Origin of the sequence: Pseudomonas sp. 02C 26, from assembly GCF_002843585.1 — a bacterium.
Taxonomy (GTDB): Bacteria; Pseudomonadota; Gammaproteobacteria; order Pseudomonadales; family Pseudomonadaceae; genus Aquipseudomonas; species Aquipseudomonas shirazensis.
In genome coordinates this window covers 5,307,964-5,323,162 of the sequence record NZ_CP025262.1, presented here as the reverse complement: position 1 = coordinate 5,323,162, position 15,199 = coordinate 5,307,964, and the positions used below count along the sequence as shown (strand labels likewise).

Annotated in this window: 15 protein-coding genes; 11 read left to right on the top strand and 4 right to left on the bottom strand. The window is 63.1% G+C overall.

The window, feature by feature from the left end; all coding sequences use genetic code 11:
* Positions 1 to 2: 2 nt before the first annotated feature.
* Positions 3 to 1,385 carry a glutamine synthetase family protein gene (locus CXQ80_RS24290; RefSeq protein WP_101322876.1) on the bottom strand — a complete coding sequence of 461 codons (1,383 nt, stop codon included), beginning with the start codon at positions 1,383 to 1,385 and terminating at the stop codon, positions 3 to 5.
* Between the two features lie 208 nt (positions 1,386 to 1,593).
* On the opposite strand from CXQ80_RS24290, the gene CXQ80_RS24285 reads away from it, so the two are divergent.
* The 5 genes from CXQ80_RS24285 to CXQ80_RS24265 all read left to right on the top strand — a co-directional run bounded on the left by CXQ80_RS24285 (position 1,594) and on the right by CXQ80_RS24265 (position 6,357).
* Positions 1,594 to 2,469, top strand: a complete 876-nt coding sequence (locus tag CXQ80_RS24285) for a LysR family transcriptional regulator (protein ID WP_101322875.1) — start codon at positions 1,594 to 1,596, stop codon at positions 2,467 to 2,469.
* Between the two features lie 256 nt (positions 2,470 to 2,725).
* Entirely contained in the window at positions 2,726 to 2,989 is a 264-nt protein-coding gene (rpoZ, locus tag CXQ80_RS24280) for a DNA-directed RNA polymerase subunit omega (protein ID WP_101322874.1), read from the top strand.
* A 59-nt stretch (positions 2,990 to 3,048) separates the two neighbouring features.
* A complete protein-coding gene (gene spoT / locus CXQ80_RS24275) occupies positions 3,049 to 5,157 on the top strand; it encodes a bifunctional GTP diphosphokinase/guanosine-3',5'-bis pyrophosphate 3'-pyrophosphohydrolase (RefSeq protein ID WP_101322873.1) in 2,109 nt (702 codons plus the stop codon).
* Positions 5,158 to 5,181: 24 nt separating this feature from the next.
* Positions 5,182 to 5,562, top strand: a complete 381-nt coding sequence (locus tag CXQ80_RS24270) for a RidA family protein (RefSeq protein ID WP_101322872.1) — start codon at positions 5,182 to 5,184, stop codon at positions 5,560 to 5,562.
* Positions 5,563 to 5,622: 60 nt separating this feature from the next.
* On the top strand, positions 5,623 to 6,357 hold the full coding sequence (locus CXQ80_RS24265; RefSeq protein ID WP_101322871.1) for a hypothetical protein: 735 nt from the start codon (positions 5,623 to 5,625) through the stop codon (positions 6,355 to 6,357).
* 52 nt (positions 6,358 to 6,409) lie between these two features.
* Here the strand turns inward: CXQ80_RS24265 and CXQ80_RS24260 are convergent, their stop codons facing one another.
* A complete protein-coding gene (locus CXQ80_RS24260; protein ID WP_101322870.1) occupies positions 6,410 to 7,273 on the bottom strand; it encodes an NAD-dependent epimerase/dehydratase family protein in 864 nt (287 codons plus the stop codon).
* 190 nt (positions 7,274 to 7,463) lie between these two features.
* Between CXQ80_RS24260 and exbB the strand changes: the two genes are divergently transcribed.
* The 6 genes from exbB (at position 7,464) to CXQ80_RS24230 (ending at position 14,176) form a co-directional block, all read left to right on the top strand.
* Entirely contained in the window at positions 7,464 to 8,429 is a 966-nt protein-coding gene (exbB, locus tag CXQ80_RS24255; RefSeq protein ID WP_101323139.1) for a tonB-system energizer ExbB, read from the top strand.
* Positions 8,430 to 8,432: 3 nt separating this feature from the next.
* Positions 8,433 to 8,861 carry a TonB system transport protein ExbD gene (gene exbD / locus CXQ80_RS24250; protein ID WP_101322869.1) on the top strand — a complete coding sequence of 143 codons (429 nt, stop codon included), beginning with the start codon at positions 8,433 to 8,435 and terminating at the stop codon, positions 8,859 to 8,861.
* Entirely contained in the window at positions 8,858 to 9,592 is a 735-nt protein-coding gene (locus CXQ80_RS24245; RefSeq protein ID WP_101322868.1) for an energy transducer TonB, read from the top strand. The genes exbD and CXQ80_RS24245 overlap by 4 nt, the downstream gene beginning before the upstream one ends.
* A gap of 93 nt (positions 9,593 to 9,685) precedes the next feature.
* A complete protein-coding gene (locus CXQ80_RS24240) occupies positions 9,686 to 10,612 on the top strand; it encodes a hydrogen peroxide-inducible genes activator (protein WP_101322867.1) in 927 nt (308 codons plus the stop codon).
* Positions 10,613 to 10,615: 3 nt separating this feature from the next.
* Positions 10,616 to 12,694: an ATP-dependent DNA helicase RecG gene (gene recG, locus CXQ80_RS24235; protein WP_101322866.1), complete on the top strand. Its 2,079-nt coding sequence runs from the start codon at positions 10,616 to 10,618 to the stop codon at positions 12,692 to 12,694.
* 78 nt (positions 12,695 to 12,772) lie between these two features.
* Positions 12,773 to 14,176: an aminoacyl-tRNA deacylase and HDOD domain-containing protein gene (locus tag CXQ80_RS24230; RefSeq protein WP_101322865.1), complete on the top strand. Its 1,404-nt coding sequence runs from the start codon at positions 12,773 to 12,775 to the stop codon at positions 14,174 to 14,176.
* Between the two features lie 36 nt (positions 14,177 to 14,212).
* Here CXQ80_RS24230 and CXQ80_RS24225 read toward each other — a convergent pair whose 3' ends face one another.
* Both CXQ80_RS24225 and CXQ80_RS24220 read right to left on the bottom strand, forming a co-directional pair.
* On the bottom strand, positions 14,213 to 14,590 hold the full coding sequence (locus CXQ80_RS24225) for a helicase (protein WP_101322864.1): 378 nt from the start codon (positions 14,588 to 14,590) through the stop codon (positions 14,213 to 14,215).
* A gap of 153 nt (positions 14,591 to 14,743) precedes the next feature.
* Positions 14,744 to 15,085 carry an HU family DNA-binding protein gene (locus tag CXQ80_RS24220; protein WP_101322863.1) on the bottom strand — a complete coding sequence of 114 codons (342 nt, stop codon included), beginning with the start codon at positions 15,083 to 15,085 and terminating at the stop codon, positions 14,744 to 14,746.
* Positions 15,086 to 15,199 lie beyond the last annotated feature (114 nt).

Here is a 15,199-nt window from a genome sequence, read left to right as displayed (position 1 = left end):
GCTTACACCGTGTGCAGGTACCAGTTGTACTCGAGGTCGGAAATCGACACCTCGAACTCGGCCTGCTCGCTTTCCTTGCAGGCGACGAAGATGTCGATGTAGTCCGGGCTGATGTATTGGTTGAGGATCTCGCTGTCATCCAGCGCACGCAGGGCGTCGCGCAGGTTGTTCGGCAGGCTCTGTTCGAGCTGCTCGTAGGAGTTGCCCTCGATCGGCTCACCCGGCTCGAGCTGGTTGGTCAGGCCGTGGTGAATGCCGGCCAGGATCGACGCCATCATCAGGTACGGGTTGGCATCGGCACCGGCGACGCGGTGTTCGAGGCGCACTGCGTCACTGCTGCCGGTCGGCACGCGCACGGCCACGGTGCGGTTGTCCAGGCCCCAGCTCGGCGCGTTGGGCACATAGAACTGCGCGCCGAAACGGCGGTACGAGTTGACGTTCGGGCAGAGAAACGCCATCGACGCTGGCATGGTTTCCAGCACGCCGGCAATGGCATGCCGCAGCGGCGCACTTTCGAGCGGGTCTTCACTGGTGAAGATGTTCTTGCCGGTCTTTTTGTCGAGCAGCGAGATGTGCACGTGCAGGCCGTTGCCGGCCTGGCCTGGATAGGGCTTGGCCATGAAGGTGGTGTCCATCTCATGGTCATAGGCGACGTTCTTGATCAGGCGCTTGAGCAGGATCGCGTAGTCACAGGCCTTCATCGGATCAGCAACGTGATGCAGGTTGACCTCGAACTGCGCCGGGGCGCTTTCCTTGACGATGGCGTCGGCCGGGATGCCTTGCTCGCGGGCGGCTTCGAGCATGTCCTGCAGGCAGTCGACGTACTCATCGAGGTCGTCGATCAGGTATACCTGGGTCGATTGCGGGCGCTTGCCGGAGATCGGTGAGCGTGGCGGCTGCGGCCGACCGTTGAGGTTGTCCTGATCGATCAGGTAGAACTCCAACTCGAACGCGGCGCAGATATCCAAGCCCAGATCGTCGAACTTGCTCACTACCTTGCGCAGCACCTCACGCGGGTCGGCGAAAAACGGCTCGCCTTCGATTTCGTGCATGGTCATCAGCAGTTGCGCGGTCGGGCGCTTCTGCCATGGCTCGTAGCACAGGGTGCCAGGGATCGGATAGCAGACCCGGTCGGCGTCGCCGATGTCCAGGCCCAGGCCGGTGCTCTCCACAGTCGAGCCGTTGATATCGAGGGCGAACAGCGACGCCGGCAAATTGATGCCACGCTCGTAGACCTTGTGCAGGCTGGCACGCTCGATACGCTTGCCGCGAACCACGCCATTCATGTCGGAGATCAGTAGATCAACGTACTGGATGTCCGGATGCGCCTCGAGAAAGTCGGACATCTCGCTGGAAGTGCTGGCGCGCGGGTTTACCGACGTCATGGTGTACATCCTTTGGGTGTGGAGCGGCGATGTGGAGAGATACGGCTGGCGCCTCATGGGCGACGATGGATGCTGCTGTTGTTCTTTTCACTGTCCCATCGTGGGGATTTTCGGCCCGACGGGGTGCATTGATTCCCGCAGGCCGTTTCACTATAAAATGGCCTCAACGCAACAGACATTGGCATTTCGGCAAGCAGAGCGTGCACCAATGCAATATCAGATAACTCATGCCGACCTTTCGCTAGTCTTGGCACTTGAGCGCGGTCGCTCGCTGGCCAAGGCCGCAGAGCTACTCAAAGTCGACGTTTCGACGGTGTTCCGCTCGATTCGCCGCCTGGAGTCGGCGTTGGGCACCGCGCTGTTCGTCAAAAGCCGCAAAGGCTACCTGCCCACCGACACTGCCCAGGCCCTGGCCGAGCAGGCTGAACGTGCCGAGCTGGCACTGGAAGCGGCAAGGATTGCCCTGACCAGCGGTGAGCAGGTGGTCAGCGGCACGGTGCGCCTGACCTGCACCGAGGCCGTTTTGCACAGCCTGCTGCTGCCGGCACTGGCGACGTTCATGCCCAATTACCCGGCGCTGTCGCTGGAGCTGGGCACCTCGAACACTTTCGCCAACCTCAGCCGGCGCGACGCCGACATCGCCCTGCGCCTGACCAACACCCCGCCGGAGCATCTGGTCGGACGCTGCCTGGGCTCGACCTCCTACGTTATCTGCGGCCATGCCAGCCTGCGCGAGCGGCTCGAGCAGTCGGTCAGCAGCGTGGCCTGGATCGCGCCGGATGACTCGATGCAGGACCACCCCACGGTGGTCTGGCGCAACCAGCAGTATCCTGGCTTGAACCCGCGCTACCAGTGCAGCGGCATGTCGACCATCGCGCAGCTGGTGAGCACCGGCCTGGGCGTGGCGGCGCTGCCCGATTACATGGTTCACGACATGCCTGATGTCGAGGCGCTGAGCGCACCGCTGGCAGGCTGCGACACGCAGTTGTGGCTGCTGACACGCCCCGATTGCCGTGCCCTGCGCTCGGTGCAGACGCTGTTTGAGGAGCTGACCCCACATTTGCGCGCAGCATTGTTGCGATAAGCCGTTTGCGGCTGTTGTATTGCAGCCCCGGAAACCGTTATCGTCAGCGCTATCGAGGCGTCTGAAACGGTGCTTTCGCGCTGCGGGCCGGCCTTTGCGGGCCAGGCCAAAGCGGCATGATCGAGGCAGTTTCAGGACTGACGGGCAAGGCTGGCTATAAAACAGCCCTTCCCTATTGGCTGGTGATTTTTTAAACTACCCAGTCCACCGCCCATTATGGGCTGTACGCCCTACCGCATTGCTACTGAGGAAGACCATGGCCCGCGTAACTGTAGAAGACTGCCTGGAACACGTGGATAACCGCTTTGAGCTGGTCATGCTCTCCACCAAGCGCGCCCGTCAGCTGGCCACCGGTGGTAAAGAGCCACGCGTTGCATGGGAAAACGACAAGCCTACTGTTGTTGCCCTGCGCGAAATCGCTGAAGGCATCATCACCAACGAATTCCTGGCTGCCGAAGAGATCGTCACCGAAGATCCGGTATTCGCCGCGTTCGAGGACGAGTCCAACGAGGCTGTCTGATTGATGCCAGGTCGACGTCGCGCGGCAACCGGACTTCTTCCTCGGCAGGAGGTATACCCATGCCGAGCATAGACACCCTCGCCGAACGGCTATCGACCTACCTCGGTCCGGACCAGGTCAACCTGGTTCGGCGAGCCTATTTCTACGCCGAACAGGCGCACGATGGGCAGCGCCGCCGCAGTGGCGAACCCTACGTGACTCACCCGCTGGCAGTTGCCGGCATTCTCGCCGACATGCACATGGACCATCAAAGCCTGATGGCGGCCATGCTGCACGATGTGATCGAAGACACCGGCATCGCCAAGGAAGCCCTCAGCCAGCAGTTTGGCGAGACGGTGGCCGAGCTGGTCGATGGGGTCAGCAAACTGACCCAGATGAACTTCGAGACCAAGGCCGAGGCGCAGGCCGAAAACTTCCAGAAGATGGCCATGGCCATGGCGCGGGATATCCGCGTGATCCTGGTCAAGCTCGCCGACCGCCTGCACAACATGCGCACCCTGGAAGTGCTGTCAGGCGAAAAACGCCGACGCATTGCCAAGGAAACCCTCGAGATCTACGCTCCGATTGCCAACCGCCTGGGCATGCACAATGTGCGCGTAGAGTTCGAAGACCTTGGCTTCAAGGCGATGCACCCGATGCGCTCGGCGCGCATCCACCAGGCAGTCAAGCGCGCCCGCGGCAACCGCAAGGAAATCGTCGCCAAAATCGAACAGTCCCTGGCCAATTGCCTCGGCAGCGACGGCATCCAGGGCGAGATCAGCGGCCGCCAGAAACACCTCTATGGCATCTACCGGAAGATGCGCGGCAAGCGTCGCGCCTTCAACGAGATCATGGACGTGTACGCGTTTCGCATCGTCGTCGACAAGGTCGACACCTGCTACCGCGTGCTCGGCGCTGTGCACAACCTGTACAAGCCGCTGCCGGGACGCTTCAAGGATTACATCGCGATCCCCAAGGCCAACGGCTACCAGTCGTTGCACACGACCCTGTTCGGCATGCACGGCGTTCCCATCGAAATCCAGATTCGCACCCGCGAAATGGAAGAGCTGGCCAACAACGGCATCGCTGCGCACTGGCTGTACAAGTCCAACGAGGAAGAGCAGCCCAAGGGCAGCCACGCCCGCGCCCGTCAGTGGGTCAAAGGCATCCTCGAGCTGCAGCAACGTGCCGGCAACTCGTTGGAATTCATCGAGAGCGTGAAGATCGACCTGTTCCCGGACGAGGTCTACGTGTTCACCCCGAAAGGGCGAATCATGGAGCTGCCCAAAGGCTCCACCGCTGTCGACTTTGCCTACGCGGTGCACACCGACGTCGGCAACAGCTGCATTGCCTGCCGCATCAACCGCCGCCTGGCGCCATTGTCCGAGCCCTTGCAGAGCGGCTCGACGGTGGAAATCGTCAGTGCCCCGGGCGCACGGCCGAACCCGGCCTGGCTCAACTTCGTGGTCACCGGCAAGGCGCGCACGCACATCCGCCACGCGCTCAAGCAGCAGCGCCGCTCCGAGTCGATCAACCTTGGCGAGCGCCTGCTGAACAAGGTATTGACCGGCTTCGACAGCAGCCTGGAAAAGATCCCGCAGGAACGTATCCAGCCGATCCTCAACGAGTATCGCCTGGAAGTCATCGAAGACCTGCTCGAAGACATCGGCCTGGGCAATCGCATGGCCTACGTGGTCGCCCGTCGGCTGCTCTCGGCCGAAGGCGAACAGCTGCCAAGCCCGGAAGGCCCGCTGGCCATCCGCGGCACCGAAGGCCTGGTGCTGAGCTACGCCAAATGCTGCACACCGATCCCGGGCGACCCGATCGTTGGCCATCTGTCGGCCGGCAAAGGCATGGTCGTGCACCTGGAAGACTGCCGCAACATCAGTGAAATCCGCCACAACCCGGAGAAGTGCCTGCAGCTGTCCTGGGCCAAGGATGTCACCGGCGAATTCAACGTCGAGCTGCGCGTCGAGCTTGAGCACCAGCGCGGCCTGATTGCCTTGCTCGCCAGCAGCGTCAACGCCGCCGACGGCAACATCGAGAAAATCAGCATGGACGAACGCGATGGCCGCATCAGCGTGGTCCAGCTGGTGGTCAGCGTGCACGACCGCGTGCACCTGGCTCGTGTGATCAAGAAGTTGCGCACCCTGACCGGCGTGGTCCGCATCACCCGCATGCGTGCGTAAATCCGCCAACCGCAAGGAGTCACCATGACCAAGACCGTCATCACCAGCGACAAGGCCCCCGCCGCCATCGGTACTTACTCCCAGGCGATCAAGGCCGGCAACACTGTCTACATGTCTGGCCAGATCCCGCTGGATCCGACCACCATGGAGCTGGTCGAAGGTTTCGAAGCGCAGACCGTTCAGGTGTTCGAGAACCTCAAGTCGGTGGCTGAAGCTGCCGGTGGTTCGTTCAAGGACATCGTCAAGCTGAACATCTTCCTGACCGACCTGAGCCACTTCGCCAAGGTCAACGAAGTCATGGGCCGCTACTTCGAGCAGCCTTACCCGGCGCGTGCCGCCATCGGCGTGGCAGCCCTGCCCAAGGGCGCCCAGGTCGAAATGGACGCTATCCTCGTCATCGAGTGATGCCTGAGGTGACGGGCGCCCTGCCCGTCACCCTCCTCTCTGCCTGAAGGTCTCCCCACCATGCGTCACGCCCTGCCCCTCGCGCTGGCAGCCCTGATTCTGGGCGGCTGCTCCAGCCACAAACCTGAAGACTACAACGGCACCTGGATCAACCAGGCAGCCATCGACGCCGCCGCCAAAGGTGGCAGCCTGCGCCAGGCGCTGGCAGCCAACGGCCCGGTGTCGGAAGTGCGTGTCGACGTCGCCAGCCAACAGGCCAGCTACCTCTATAACGGCTACGAGAACGTCAACGGCCGCCTGCGCCTGAGCGACAAGCAATGGCAAGTCGACTTCGACGGCGGCCCAAGCGCGCCACTGCAGCTCAAAGGCAAGGAGCTGGTTACCGTTACCGAAGGCGGCAAAGAGCAGGCATTCAGCAAGGCGCTGACGCCAGCCGCTGCCGATACACCGGTCGGTAGCACCTTCGAGAAGGCGCTATATGGCGCGTATCTGGGTGGCAACTGGAAGATCATCGAAGGCACCGGCAAAGGTGAGACCGTGCAGTTCAGCGACACCGGCAGCGTAACCGGGCTGCCCGGGCCGAATCGCTATGCGCTGTGCCTGGGCGGCGATTGCGCGACCATGGGCGGTGCCAACGACAGCCTGTGGCTGGAGCGCGATCAACGTGGCGCGCCGTTTATCTTCAAGCACAGCGGTGACCAACTGGAGATTTTCCAGGCTATCAACCGTGCCCAGCCGGACGAGATGCCGCAGCTGGCGCCCGGGCCGCGGCAGTGGTTGCTGGAACGTAGCTGATAGTAGGTGGCGTTGGGGCCGCATTGCGGCCCCAGCGATTACTGGGTCCACCCTAAGGCTTGGCTGCCCCCCGCAAAATCGCCGCATAGCCTTCCTTGTAACTCGGATACACCGGCGCCCAACCCAACGCTCGCGCCCGGGCATTGCTGCAGCGCTTGCTGCCGGTGCGGCGCACGCGCTGTTCGTCCGACCACTGGGTAACGCCAAGGTACTCGCGCAACCAGGCGACCACATCGGCTAGCGGCGCCGGGTCGTCGTCGACGCCGATATAGCAGTCTTCCAAGGTAACGCCACGGGCATCCGCGGCGAGCAGATAGGCCAGCAGGCTCGCTGCGTCCTCAGCGTGAATCCGGTTGCCATACAGTGGCGGCTGCTGGGCAACCCGGTAGCCCTGGCGAACCTGGCTCAGCAGCCACTCACGGCCCGGCCCGTAGATGCCGGTCAGGCGCACCACGCTGGCGGGAATGCCGCTTTTCAACGCCACTTGCTCGGCTTCAAGCATGATTTTTCCGGAATAACCCGTAGGCTCGGTCGGCGCCGTTTCGTCGACCCACTGGCCATCCTGCTGAGCAAACACACTACTGCTGGAAACAAACAGCAGCCGCCGCGGCTGTTGCCCGCGCGCCTGCAACCAGCTGAGCACATTACGCAGGCCATCGACGTAAGCCGCCTTATAACCGGCTTCGTCATGTTGGCTGGCAGCCACGCAGTACACCAGATAGTCAGGTGCACGCTCAGGCCAGGCCGCAGGAATCTGCGCATCAGTGAGGTCAGCTGCGACGGGCTGGACGCCTTCCGGCAATTGATCGATCGAACGCCGCAGGCCGCTCACATGCCAGCCACTGGTAAGCAGTTGCAGGGCCAGTCGGCCGCCGACATCGCCGCAGCCGACGATCAAAGCAGACAATTCCGACATCATTCAGCTCCACTGATAAAGGATCAGGCTAGCCGGATTGCGCGATCAACGGCTAGACAAAGGTAAAAAAAAGATACTGTATTACTTTTGTTAACAAGAATTAATTGCAATAATGGCGACCTATCTGTTCTCGGCCTGCCTCGGGGCCGTGGTGAACGTCAACTCATTCTACTCATCAGGTCCGGCCAGCATGACTCGTACTCAACCCTCCGCTTCGCCAACCCAGTCGCGCGCCTGGCGCGCCATTGCCGCGCTGATGTTCAGCCTGGTGCTGGCCCCGATCGCCATGGCCGATGAGCCAAACGCCACCGCTGCCACCACCCCAGCTGCCGCTACCGCGCCTGCTGCGCCCGCCGCTGAAGGCCAGGCCCCAGCTGCCGCACCTGCCGAAGGGCAAGCTCAGGCACCTGCCGAAGACAACGTGCAGCCGCTGGTCGAAGACACCTCGCTGGGCATGGCCCACGACCTGTCGCCATGGGGCATGTACAAGAACGCCGACATCGTCGTGAAAATCGTGATGATCGGCCTGGCCATCGCCTCGATCATCACCTGGACCATCTGGATCGCCAAAGGCTTCGAGCTGATGGGCGCCAAGCGCCGCCTGCGCGGCGAAATCGCAGCGCTCAAGCGCGTCTCCACCCTCAAGGAAGCTGCTGAAGCGTCCAGCAAGGAAGGCACCCTGGCTCACACCCTGGTGCATGACGCCCTCGAAGAAATGCGCCTGTCGGCCAACGCTCGCGAAAAAGAAGGCATCAAGGAGCGCGTCAGCTTCCGCCTCGAGCGCCTGGTTGCCGCCAGCGGTCGTAACATGAGCAGCGGTACCGGCGTGCTCGCCACCATTGGTTCGACCGCGCCGTTCGTAGGTCTGTTCGGTACCGTATGGGGCATCATGAACAGCTTCATCGGCATCGCCAAGACCCAGACCACCAACCTCGCAGTAGTTGCACCCGGCATCGCCGAAGCACTGCTGGCGACCGCTCTGGGCCTGGTAGCGGCCATCCCGGCAGTGGTCATCTACAACGTCTTCGCGCGTTCCATCGCTGGCTACCGCGCACAGGTGTCCGACGCTTCGGCGCAAGTCCTGCTGCTGGTCAGCCGCGACCTCGACCACCAGGGTGGCGAACGCGTCGCCCCGCACATGGTGAAAGTGGGGTAAGCCATGGGCCTGCATCTTAACGAAGGTGGCGATGACCTCGCCGAAAACCACGAAATCAACGTTACGCCGTTCATCGACGTGATGTTGGTGCTGCTGATCATCTTCATGGTCGCAGCTCCCCTGGCCACCGTCGACATCAAGGTCGACCTGCCCGCCTCGACCGCCAAACCGGCGCCGAGGCCGGAAAAACCGGTGTTTGTCAGCGTCAAGGCCGACCAGAAGCTGTACGTCGGCGACGATATGGTTGCTCAGCCCAGCCAGCTTGGCCCGATGCTCGACGCCAAGACCAAGGGCGACAAGGAGACCACCATCTTCTTCCAGGCCGATAAAGGCGTGGACTACGGCGACCTGATGGAAGTGATGAACAACATGCGCGCGGCCGGCTACCTCAAGGTCGGTCTGGTAGGTCTCGAGACGGCAGCCAAAAAATGATCAAGACGCGGCACAAACTGGCGCGTTACAGCGGCAGCTTGGCGATCGTGCTGGGTGTCCATGCCATCGCTGTGCTGCTGACGCTCAATTGGTCGGTGCCTCAGGCCATCGAGCTGCCCCCGGCAGCGATGATGGTCGAGCTGGCACCGCTGCCTGAGCCAGCGCCACCACCACCGCCCAAGGTCGCTCCGCAGCCTCCGACTCCGGTCGAAGAGCCGCCGCTACCGAAGTTGGTGGAGGCTCCAAAACCGAAAATCGCGATTGCCAAGCCGCCCAAGCCGAAGGCCAAACCGCAGCCGCCCAAGCCCGAGAAGAAGCCTGAGCCGCCCAAGGAAGCGCCACCCGCCGATGAGCAGGTAGTCGATACGCCGCCGAGCAATACGCCACCGCAGAAATCGGCAGCGCCAGCGCCAAGCATCGCCTCCAACAGCAAGGCCTTGCCGACCTGGCAGAGCGATCTGTTGCGTCACCTGGCCAAGTACAAGCGGTACCCTGAAGACGCCCGCCGGCGTGGCCTGCAAGGCATCAACCGGTTGCGCTTCGTGGTCGACGCCGACGGCAAGGTGTTGTCCTACTCGCTGGCCGGTGGTTCAGGCAGCGCAGCACTGGACCGAGCGACCATGGAAATGATCCGCCGTGCGGGCTCGCTGCCCAAGCCGCCGGCAGAGCTGCTGACCAATGGCTCGATCGAAGTGGTAGCACCCTTCGTCTACTCGCTGGATAAACGCTGACACTTTGTTTCTGTCACAAAAGCGCAAGTCTGATAACGTGCGTCTATCAATTGCAGCCGCTATGCTGGGGCTGCAACTTCATGGACGCACGTTATGACCCTCACTGAACTCCGCTACATCGTCACCCTCGCCCAAGAGCAGCACTTCGGCCATGCTGCCGAGCGTTGCCACGTCAGCCAGCCGACCCTGTCGGTCGGGGTAAAGAAGCTCGAGGACGAGCTTGGCGTGTTGATCTTCGAACGCAGCAAGAGCGCGGTTCGCCTGACTCCGGTCGGTGAAACCATCGTCGCCCAGGCGCAGAAGGTCCTGGAGCAGGCGCAAGGTATCCGTGAACTGGCCCAGGCCGGCAAGAACCAGCTGACCGCACCACTCAAGGTCGGCGCGATCTACACCGTCGGCCCGTACCTGTTCCCGCATCTGATTCCACAGCTGCACCGGGTCGCCCCGCAGATGCCGCTGTATATTGAAGAAAACTTCACCCACGTACTGCGCGAGAAACTGCGCAACGGCGAACTGGACGCAGTGATCATCGCCCTGCCGTTCAACGAGGCCGACGTGCTGACCCTGCCGCTGTACGACGAGCCGTTCTGCGCGCTGATGCCGGCAGATCACCCGTGGACCGCACGCAAGACCATCGACCCGGCCATGCTCAACGACAAGAGCCTGCTGCTGCTCGGTGAAGGCCACTGCTTCCGCGACCAGGTGCTCGAAGCCTGCCCGACCCTGGCCAAAGGCAACGACGGCTCCAAGCACACCACGGTCGAATCCAGCTCGCTGGAAACCATCCGCCACATGGTCGCCTCGGGCCTGGGCATCTCGATCCTGCCGCTGTCGGCAGTGCACAGCCATCACTACGCACCAGGCATCATCGAAGTGCGCCCGCTGACCGCACCGACGCCCTTCCGCACGGTGGCGATTGCCTGGCGCGCGAGCTTCCCGCGGCCCAAGGCGATCGAGATCCTGGCCGACTCGATCCGGCTGTGTTCGGTGGTCAAGCCACCCGTGGAACAGTCGGCCTGAGTCATGAGCGAGCTGTCCAAGGTACCGGTCACTGAACTCAAGGGCGTCGGCGAGGCAATGGCTGAAAAGCTTGCCAAGGTCGGCCTGGAGAACCTGCAGGACGTACTGTTCCACCTGCCCCTGCGTTATCAGGACCGCACCCGCGTAGTGCCAATCGGCCAGTTGCGCCCAGGCCAGGACGCGGTCATCGAAGGCGTGGTCAGTGGCGCCGACGTGACCATGGGCAAGCGCCGAAGCCTGGTGGTGCGCTTGGGCGACGGCACCGGCGTGCTGAGCCTGCGCTTCTACCACTTCAGCAATGCGCAGAAAGAAGCCCTCAAGCGCGGCACTCATGTACGTTGCTACGGCGAGGCTCGCCCAGGTGCTTCGGGGCTGGAGATCTACCACCCGGAATACCGCGCCCTCAACGGCAGCGAGCCGGCGCCGCCGGTCGAGCAGACCTTGACCCCGATCTACCCGTCCACCGAAGGCCTGACCCAGCAGCGCCTGCGCCAGCTGTGCCAGCAGAGCCTGGCCATGCTCGGCCCGCGCAGCCTGCCAGACTGGCTGCCGCCGGAGCTGGCCAACGATTATCAGCTGGCGCCGCTCGACGAGGCGATCCGCTACCTGCACAACCCGCCCGCCGATGCTGATCTGGAAGAGCTGGCGGTGGGTCATCACTGGGCCCAGCACCGCCTCGCCTTCGAAGAGCTGCTGACTCACCAGCTGTCCCAGCAGCGCCTGCGCGAGAGCTTGCGCAGCCTGCGCGCGCCGGCATTGCCCAAAGCCAGCCGGCTGCCTGCGCAGTACCTGGCCAACCTGGGGTTCAACCCCACCGGTGCCCAGCAAAGGGTCGGCAACGAGATCGCCTACGACCTTAGCCAACCCGAGCCGATGCTGCGCCTGGTCCAGGGCGACGTCGGCGCGGGCAAGACCGTGGTCGCCGCCCTGGCTGCCCTGCAAGCGCTGGAAGCCGGTTACCAGGTCGCCCTGATGGCACCCACCGAGATCCTCGCCGAGCAGCACTTCATCACCTTCAAGCGCTGGCTGGAGCCGCTCGGCATCGAAGTCGCCTGGCTCGCCGGCAAGCTCAAGGGCAAGGCCCGGGTCAGCGCCCTGGAGCAGATCGCCGGCGGCGCGCCGATGGTGGTCGGTACCCACGCGCTGTTCCAGGACGAGGTCAAGTTCAAGCATCTGGCGCTGGCGATCATCGACGAACAGCACCGCTTTGGCGTTCAGCAACGGCTGGCCTTGCGCAAGAAAGGCGTGGCCGGCGAGCAGTGCCCGCATCAGCTGATCATGACCGCCACACCAATCCCGCGGACGCTGGCCATGAGCGCCTACGCTGACCTCGACACCTCGGTGCTCGATGAGCTGCCGCCCGGCCGCACCCCGGTGAATACCGTACTGGTGGTCGACAGCCGCCGCTTCGAGGTGGTCGAACGGGTCCGCGCCGCCTGCGCCGAAGGGCGCCAGGCGTACTGGGTCTGCACCCTGATCGAAGAATCCGAAGAGCTGACCTGCCAGGCCGCCGAAAGCACCTTCGAAGACCTCGGCGCGGCCCTGGGCGAGTTGCGCGTGGGCTTGATCCACGGGCGCATGAAGCCAGCCGAAAAAGCTGCAGTGATGGCCGAGTTTAAAGCGGGCAACCTGCAGTTGCTGGTGGCAACCACGGTGATCGAAGTCGGCGTCGACGTGCCCAACGCGAGCCTGATGATCATCGAAAACCCCGAGCGGCTTGGTCTGGCCCAGCTGCACCAGCTGCGCGGGCGGGTCGGCCGCGGTAGCGCCGCCAGCCACTGCGTGTTGCTCTATCACCCGCCGTTGTCGCAGGTCGGCCGCGAGCGTCTGGGCATCATGCGCGAGACCAACGACGGTTTCGTCATCGCCGAGAAAGACCTCGAACTGCGCGGCCCTGGCGAAATGCTCGGGACGCGCCAGACCGGCCTGCTCCAGTTCAAGGTCGCTGACCTGATGCGTGACGCCGACTTGCTGCCAGCCGTGCGCGACGCCGCCCAGGCGCTGCTTACGCGTTGGCCGGCACACGTCAGCCCGTTGCTCGATCGCTGGCTGCGCCATGGCCAGCAATATGGCCAGGTGTGACACAAGTCCCACTACGCAACCAGCCTGCCGTTCAGACTGGTTATACTTCGCGTTTAAAGAAACTATTGGATCCAGCTCATGACTGAAGCAGCCCTGGACGCCGCATCCCCGCAAGCACCGTCTGTTATCCGCCAACTGCTGGACAAGCTCGGCGTAGCTTACAAGGAGGTGCCGGAGCATCCGTCCCTGCCTGCAGCCTCGCGTGTTCAAGCGGTGCTGCTCGATGACGAAATCGGCGCGCTGCTGGTGCTGTTCCCGCACACTCAGTTGCTGGACCTCAATCGCCTCGCCGAGCTGACCGGGCGCAAGCTGCACGCCGTGCCGCTGACGCGCCTGAACCAGATGCTCGACAAGCACAAACTCAAAGCGCTGCCTGCACTGCCGGCCCTGACCAGCTCGCCCTGCCTGTATGACGAACGCCTGCTCGAGGCCGAGGCGCTGTTTATCCAGTCGGGCGAACGCGGCCTGCTGCTGCAGATCGAGCGCGGCGCGTTCAAGCGCATGCTGAGCAAGGCCAGCGCAGGCAAATTCGGCCAGACCGTGGCGGACATCCAGCCCAACCTCAACCGTCCTGACGATGATTCCCACGAGATCACCCAGGCGGTGCAGGCGTTCACCGCGCGGCGGATCCAGAAGCGCCTGGAAGAAACCATCGAAATTCCACCACTGGCCGACACGGCGCAAAAGATCATCAAGCTGCGGGTCGACCCCAACGCCAGCATCGACGACATCACCGGTGTGGTCGAAACCGACCCGGCGCTGGCCGCGCAAGTGGTCAGTTGGGCCGGTTCGCCGTACTACGCCTCACCTGGCAAGATCCGTTCGGTAGAAGACGCTATCGTGCGTGTGCTCGGCTTTGATCTGGTGATCAACCTGGCACTGGGCCTGGCCTTGGGCAAGACCCTGAGCCTGCCCAAGGACCACCCGCAGCAGGCCACGCCGTACTGGCAGCAGTCGATCTACACCGCTGCCGTGATCGAGGGCCTGACCCGCGCCATGCCCCGCGCCGAGCGCCCGGAAGCTGGCCTGACCTACCTCGCCGGGCTGCTGCACAACTTTGGCTACCTGCTGCTGGCGCACGTGTTCCCGCCGCACTTCTCGCTGATCTGCCGCCACCTGGAGGTCAACCCGCACCTGAGCCATACCTACATCGAACAGCATCTGCTCGGCATCAGTCGTGAGCAGATCGGCGCGTGGCTGATGAAGCTGTGGGACATGCCTGAAGAGCTGTCCAACGCGCTGCGCTTCCAGCACGATCCTGGCTACGATGGCGAAATGGCGGTGTTCCCCAATCTGGTCTGCCTGGCGACCAGCCTGCTGCGTTCGCGCGGGATTGGCTCAGGGCCGCAGGAAGAAATCCCCGATGCCCTGCTCGAGCGCTTGGGGCTGAGCCGCGAAAAGGCCGACGATGTCGTCAGCAAGGTGCTCGAAGCCGAAGCGCTGCTGCGCGAACTGGCCTCGCAGTTCCACCCTCCGCATTGAGCTGACCAGCACCGGGGCGTCAGGCGCCCCGCTCGCTCAGGCTTTGCGCTTGCGCGGTTTCAGGTACTTCATCAGGCCCTGGAACCAGATCACCAGCGCCGGATTGCCCTTGATCTGGATGTTCTTGTCCTGAATCCCCTGCATGAACGCCAGCTGTTTGTTGCTGGCCTGCAGGGTGGCGAAGCCGTAGGCGGCGTCCTTGAACGCAATCGCGAAGGCTGGCTGCGCATGTTGCCCGGCCTTGCTGCTGATGCGCTCGTTGCTGACGATGAAGTGACGGGCGACCTTGCCATCCAGGGTCTGCATCTGGAACACCAGATCCTTGTCCCGCAGCTGCTGCTGGAACGCCGGATTGTTGCGGCTGGCACGGGCCATCAACAAGCCCATGGCCCACAGAATAAAACGGAACTTCATCGGCAAGACTCGACTGTAATGTGACTGAAAGCGCTGAGTTTATCCTCTTTCAGAACACTTTATACAAGCCCGCCACCGTTACCCTATGGAAAGCAAAACGGACGCCATAAAGACGCCCGTTCATTGGCTCTGCAACCGCTAGCAACGAGCCGCTTACTTTTTCTTCGCGGCAGCCTTGGCAGCGGGTTTGGCAGCGGCCTTGGCCGGTGCTGCCGCTTTGCCGGTCGGGTTGACCGTGTCCTTGAGACCCTTGCCTGGCTTGAACGCAACGGTGTTGCTGGCCTTGATCTTCACTGGCTCGCCAGTCTGCGGGTTTTTGCCAGTGCGGGCGCCACGGTGACGCTTCTCGAAAGTGCCGAAGCCAACCAGGGTAACGGTATCCTTATCGAGGGCCCCGGTGATGCTGTCGAGGATCGCATTAAGTACTTCATTGGCCTTTTCCTTGGTCAAATCGGCCTTTTCAGCGATGACAGCGGCGAGTTCTGGTTTGCGCATAGTGAAGCCTCTTGGACGGGAATTCTTGTTGTTATTGCCGTGCTGCCAGGGGAGGCAGCGCTCAAGGCGCCGCAGGCTCTAAACTGCGGCAGACGCGAGTGAGAATGGCACGCC

Coding starts and splice junctions, on each gene's coding strand:
- CXQ80_RS24290 (WP_101322876.1), bottom strand. CDS start 1,385: ATGACGTCGGTAAACCCGCGCGCCAGCACTTCCAGCGAGATGTCCGAC.
- CXQ80_RS24285 (WP_101322875.1), top strand. CDS start 1,594: ATGCAATATCAGATAACTCATGCCGACCTTTCGCTAGTCTTGGCACTT.
- rpoZ (WP_101322874.1), top strand. CDS start 2,726: ATGGCCCGCGTAACTGTAGAAGACTGCCTGGAACACGTGGATAACCGC.
- spoT (WP_101322873.1), top strand. CDS start 3,049: ATGCCGAGCATAGACACCCTCGCCGAACGGCTATCGACCTACCTCGGT.
- CXQ80_RS24270 (WP_101322872.1), top strand. CDS start 5,182: ATGACCAAGACCGTCATCACCAGCGACAAGGCCCCCGCCGCCATCGGT.
- CXQ80_RS24265 (WP_101322871.1), top strand. CDS start 5,623: ATGCGTCACGCCCTGCCCCTCGCGCTGGCAGCCCTGATTCTGGGCGGC.
- CXQ80_RS24260 (WP_101322870.1), bottom strand. CDS start 7,273: ATGTCGGAATTGTCTGCTTTGATCGTCGGCTGCGGCGATGTCGGCGGC.
- exbB (WP_101323139.1), top strand. CDS start 7,464: ATGACTCGTACTCAACCCTCCGCTTCGCCAACCCAGTCGCGCGCCTGG.
- exbD (WP_101322869.1), top strand. CDS start 8,433: ATGGGCCTGCATCTTAACGAAGGTGGCGATGACCTCGCCGAAAACCAC.
- CXQ80_RS24245 (WP_101322868.1), top strand. CDS start 8,858: ATGATCAAGACGCGGCACAAACTGGCGCGTTACAGCGGCAGCTTGGCG.
- CXQ80_RS24240 (WP_101322867.1), top strand. CDS start 9,686: ATGACCCTCACTGAACTCCGCTACATCGTCACCCTCGCCCAAGAGCAG.
- recG (WP_101322866.1), top strand. CDS start 10,616: ATGAGCGAGCTGTCCAAGGTACCGGTCACTGAACTCAAGGGCGTCGGC.
- CXQ80_RS24230 (WP_101322865.1), top strand. CDS start 12,773: ATGACTGAAGCAGCCCTGGACGCCGCATCCCCGCAAGCACCGTCTGTT.
- CXQ80_RS24225 (WP_101322864.1), bottom strand. CDS start 14,590: ATGAAGTTCCGTTTTATTCTGTGGGCCATGGGCTTGTTGATGGCCCGT.
- CXQ80_RS24220 (WP_101322863.1), bottom strand. CDS start 15,085: ATGCGCAAACCAGAACTCGCCGCTGTCATCGCTGAAAAGGCCGATTTG.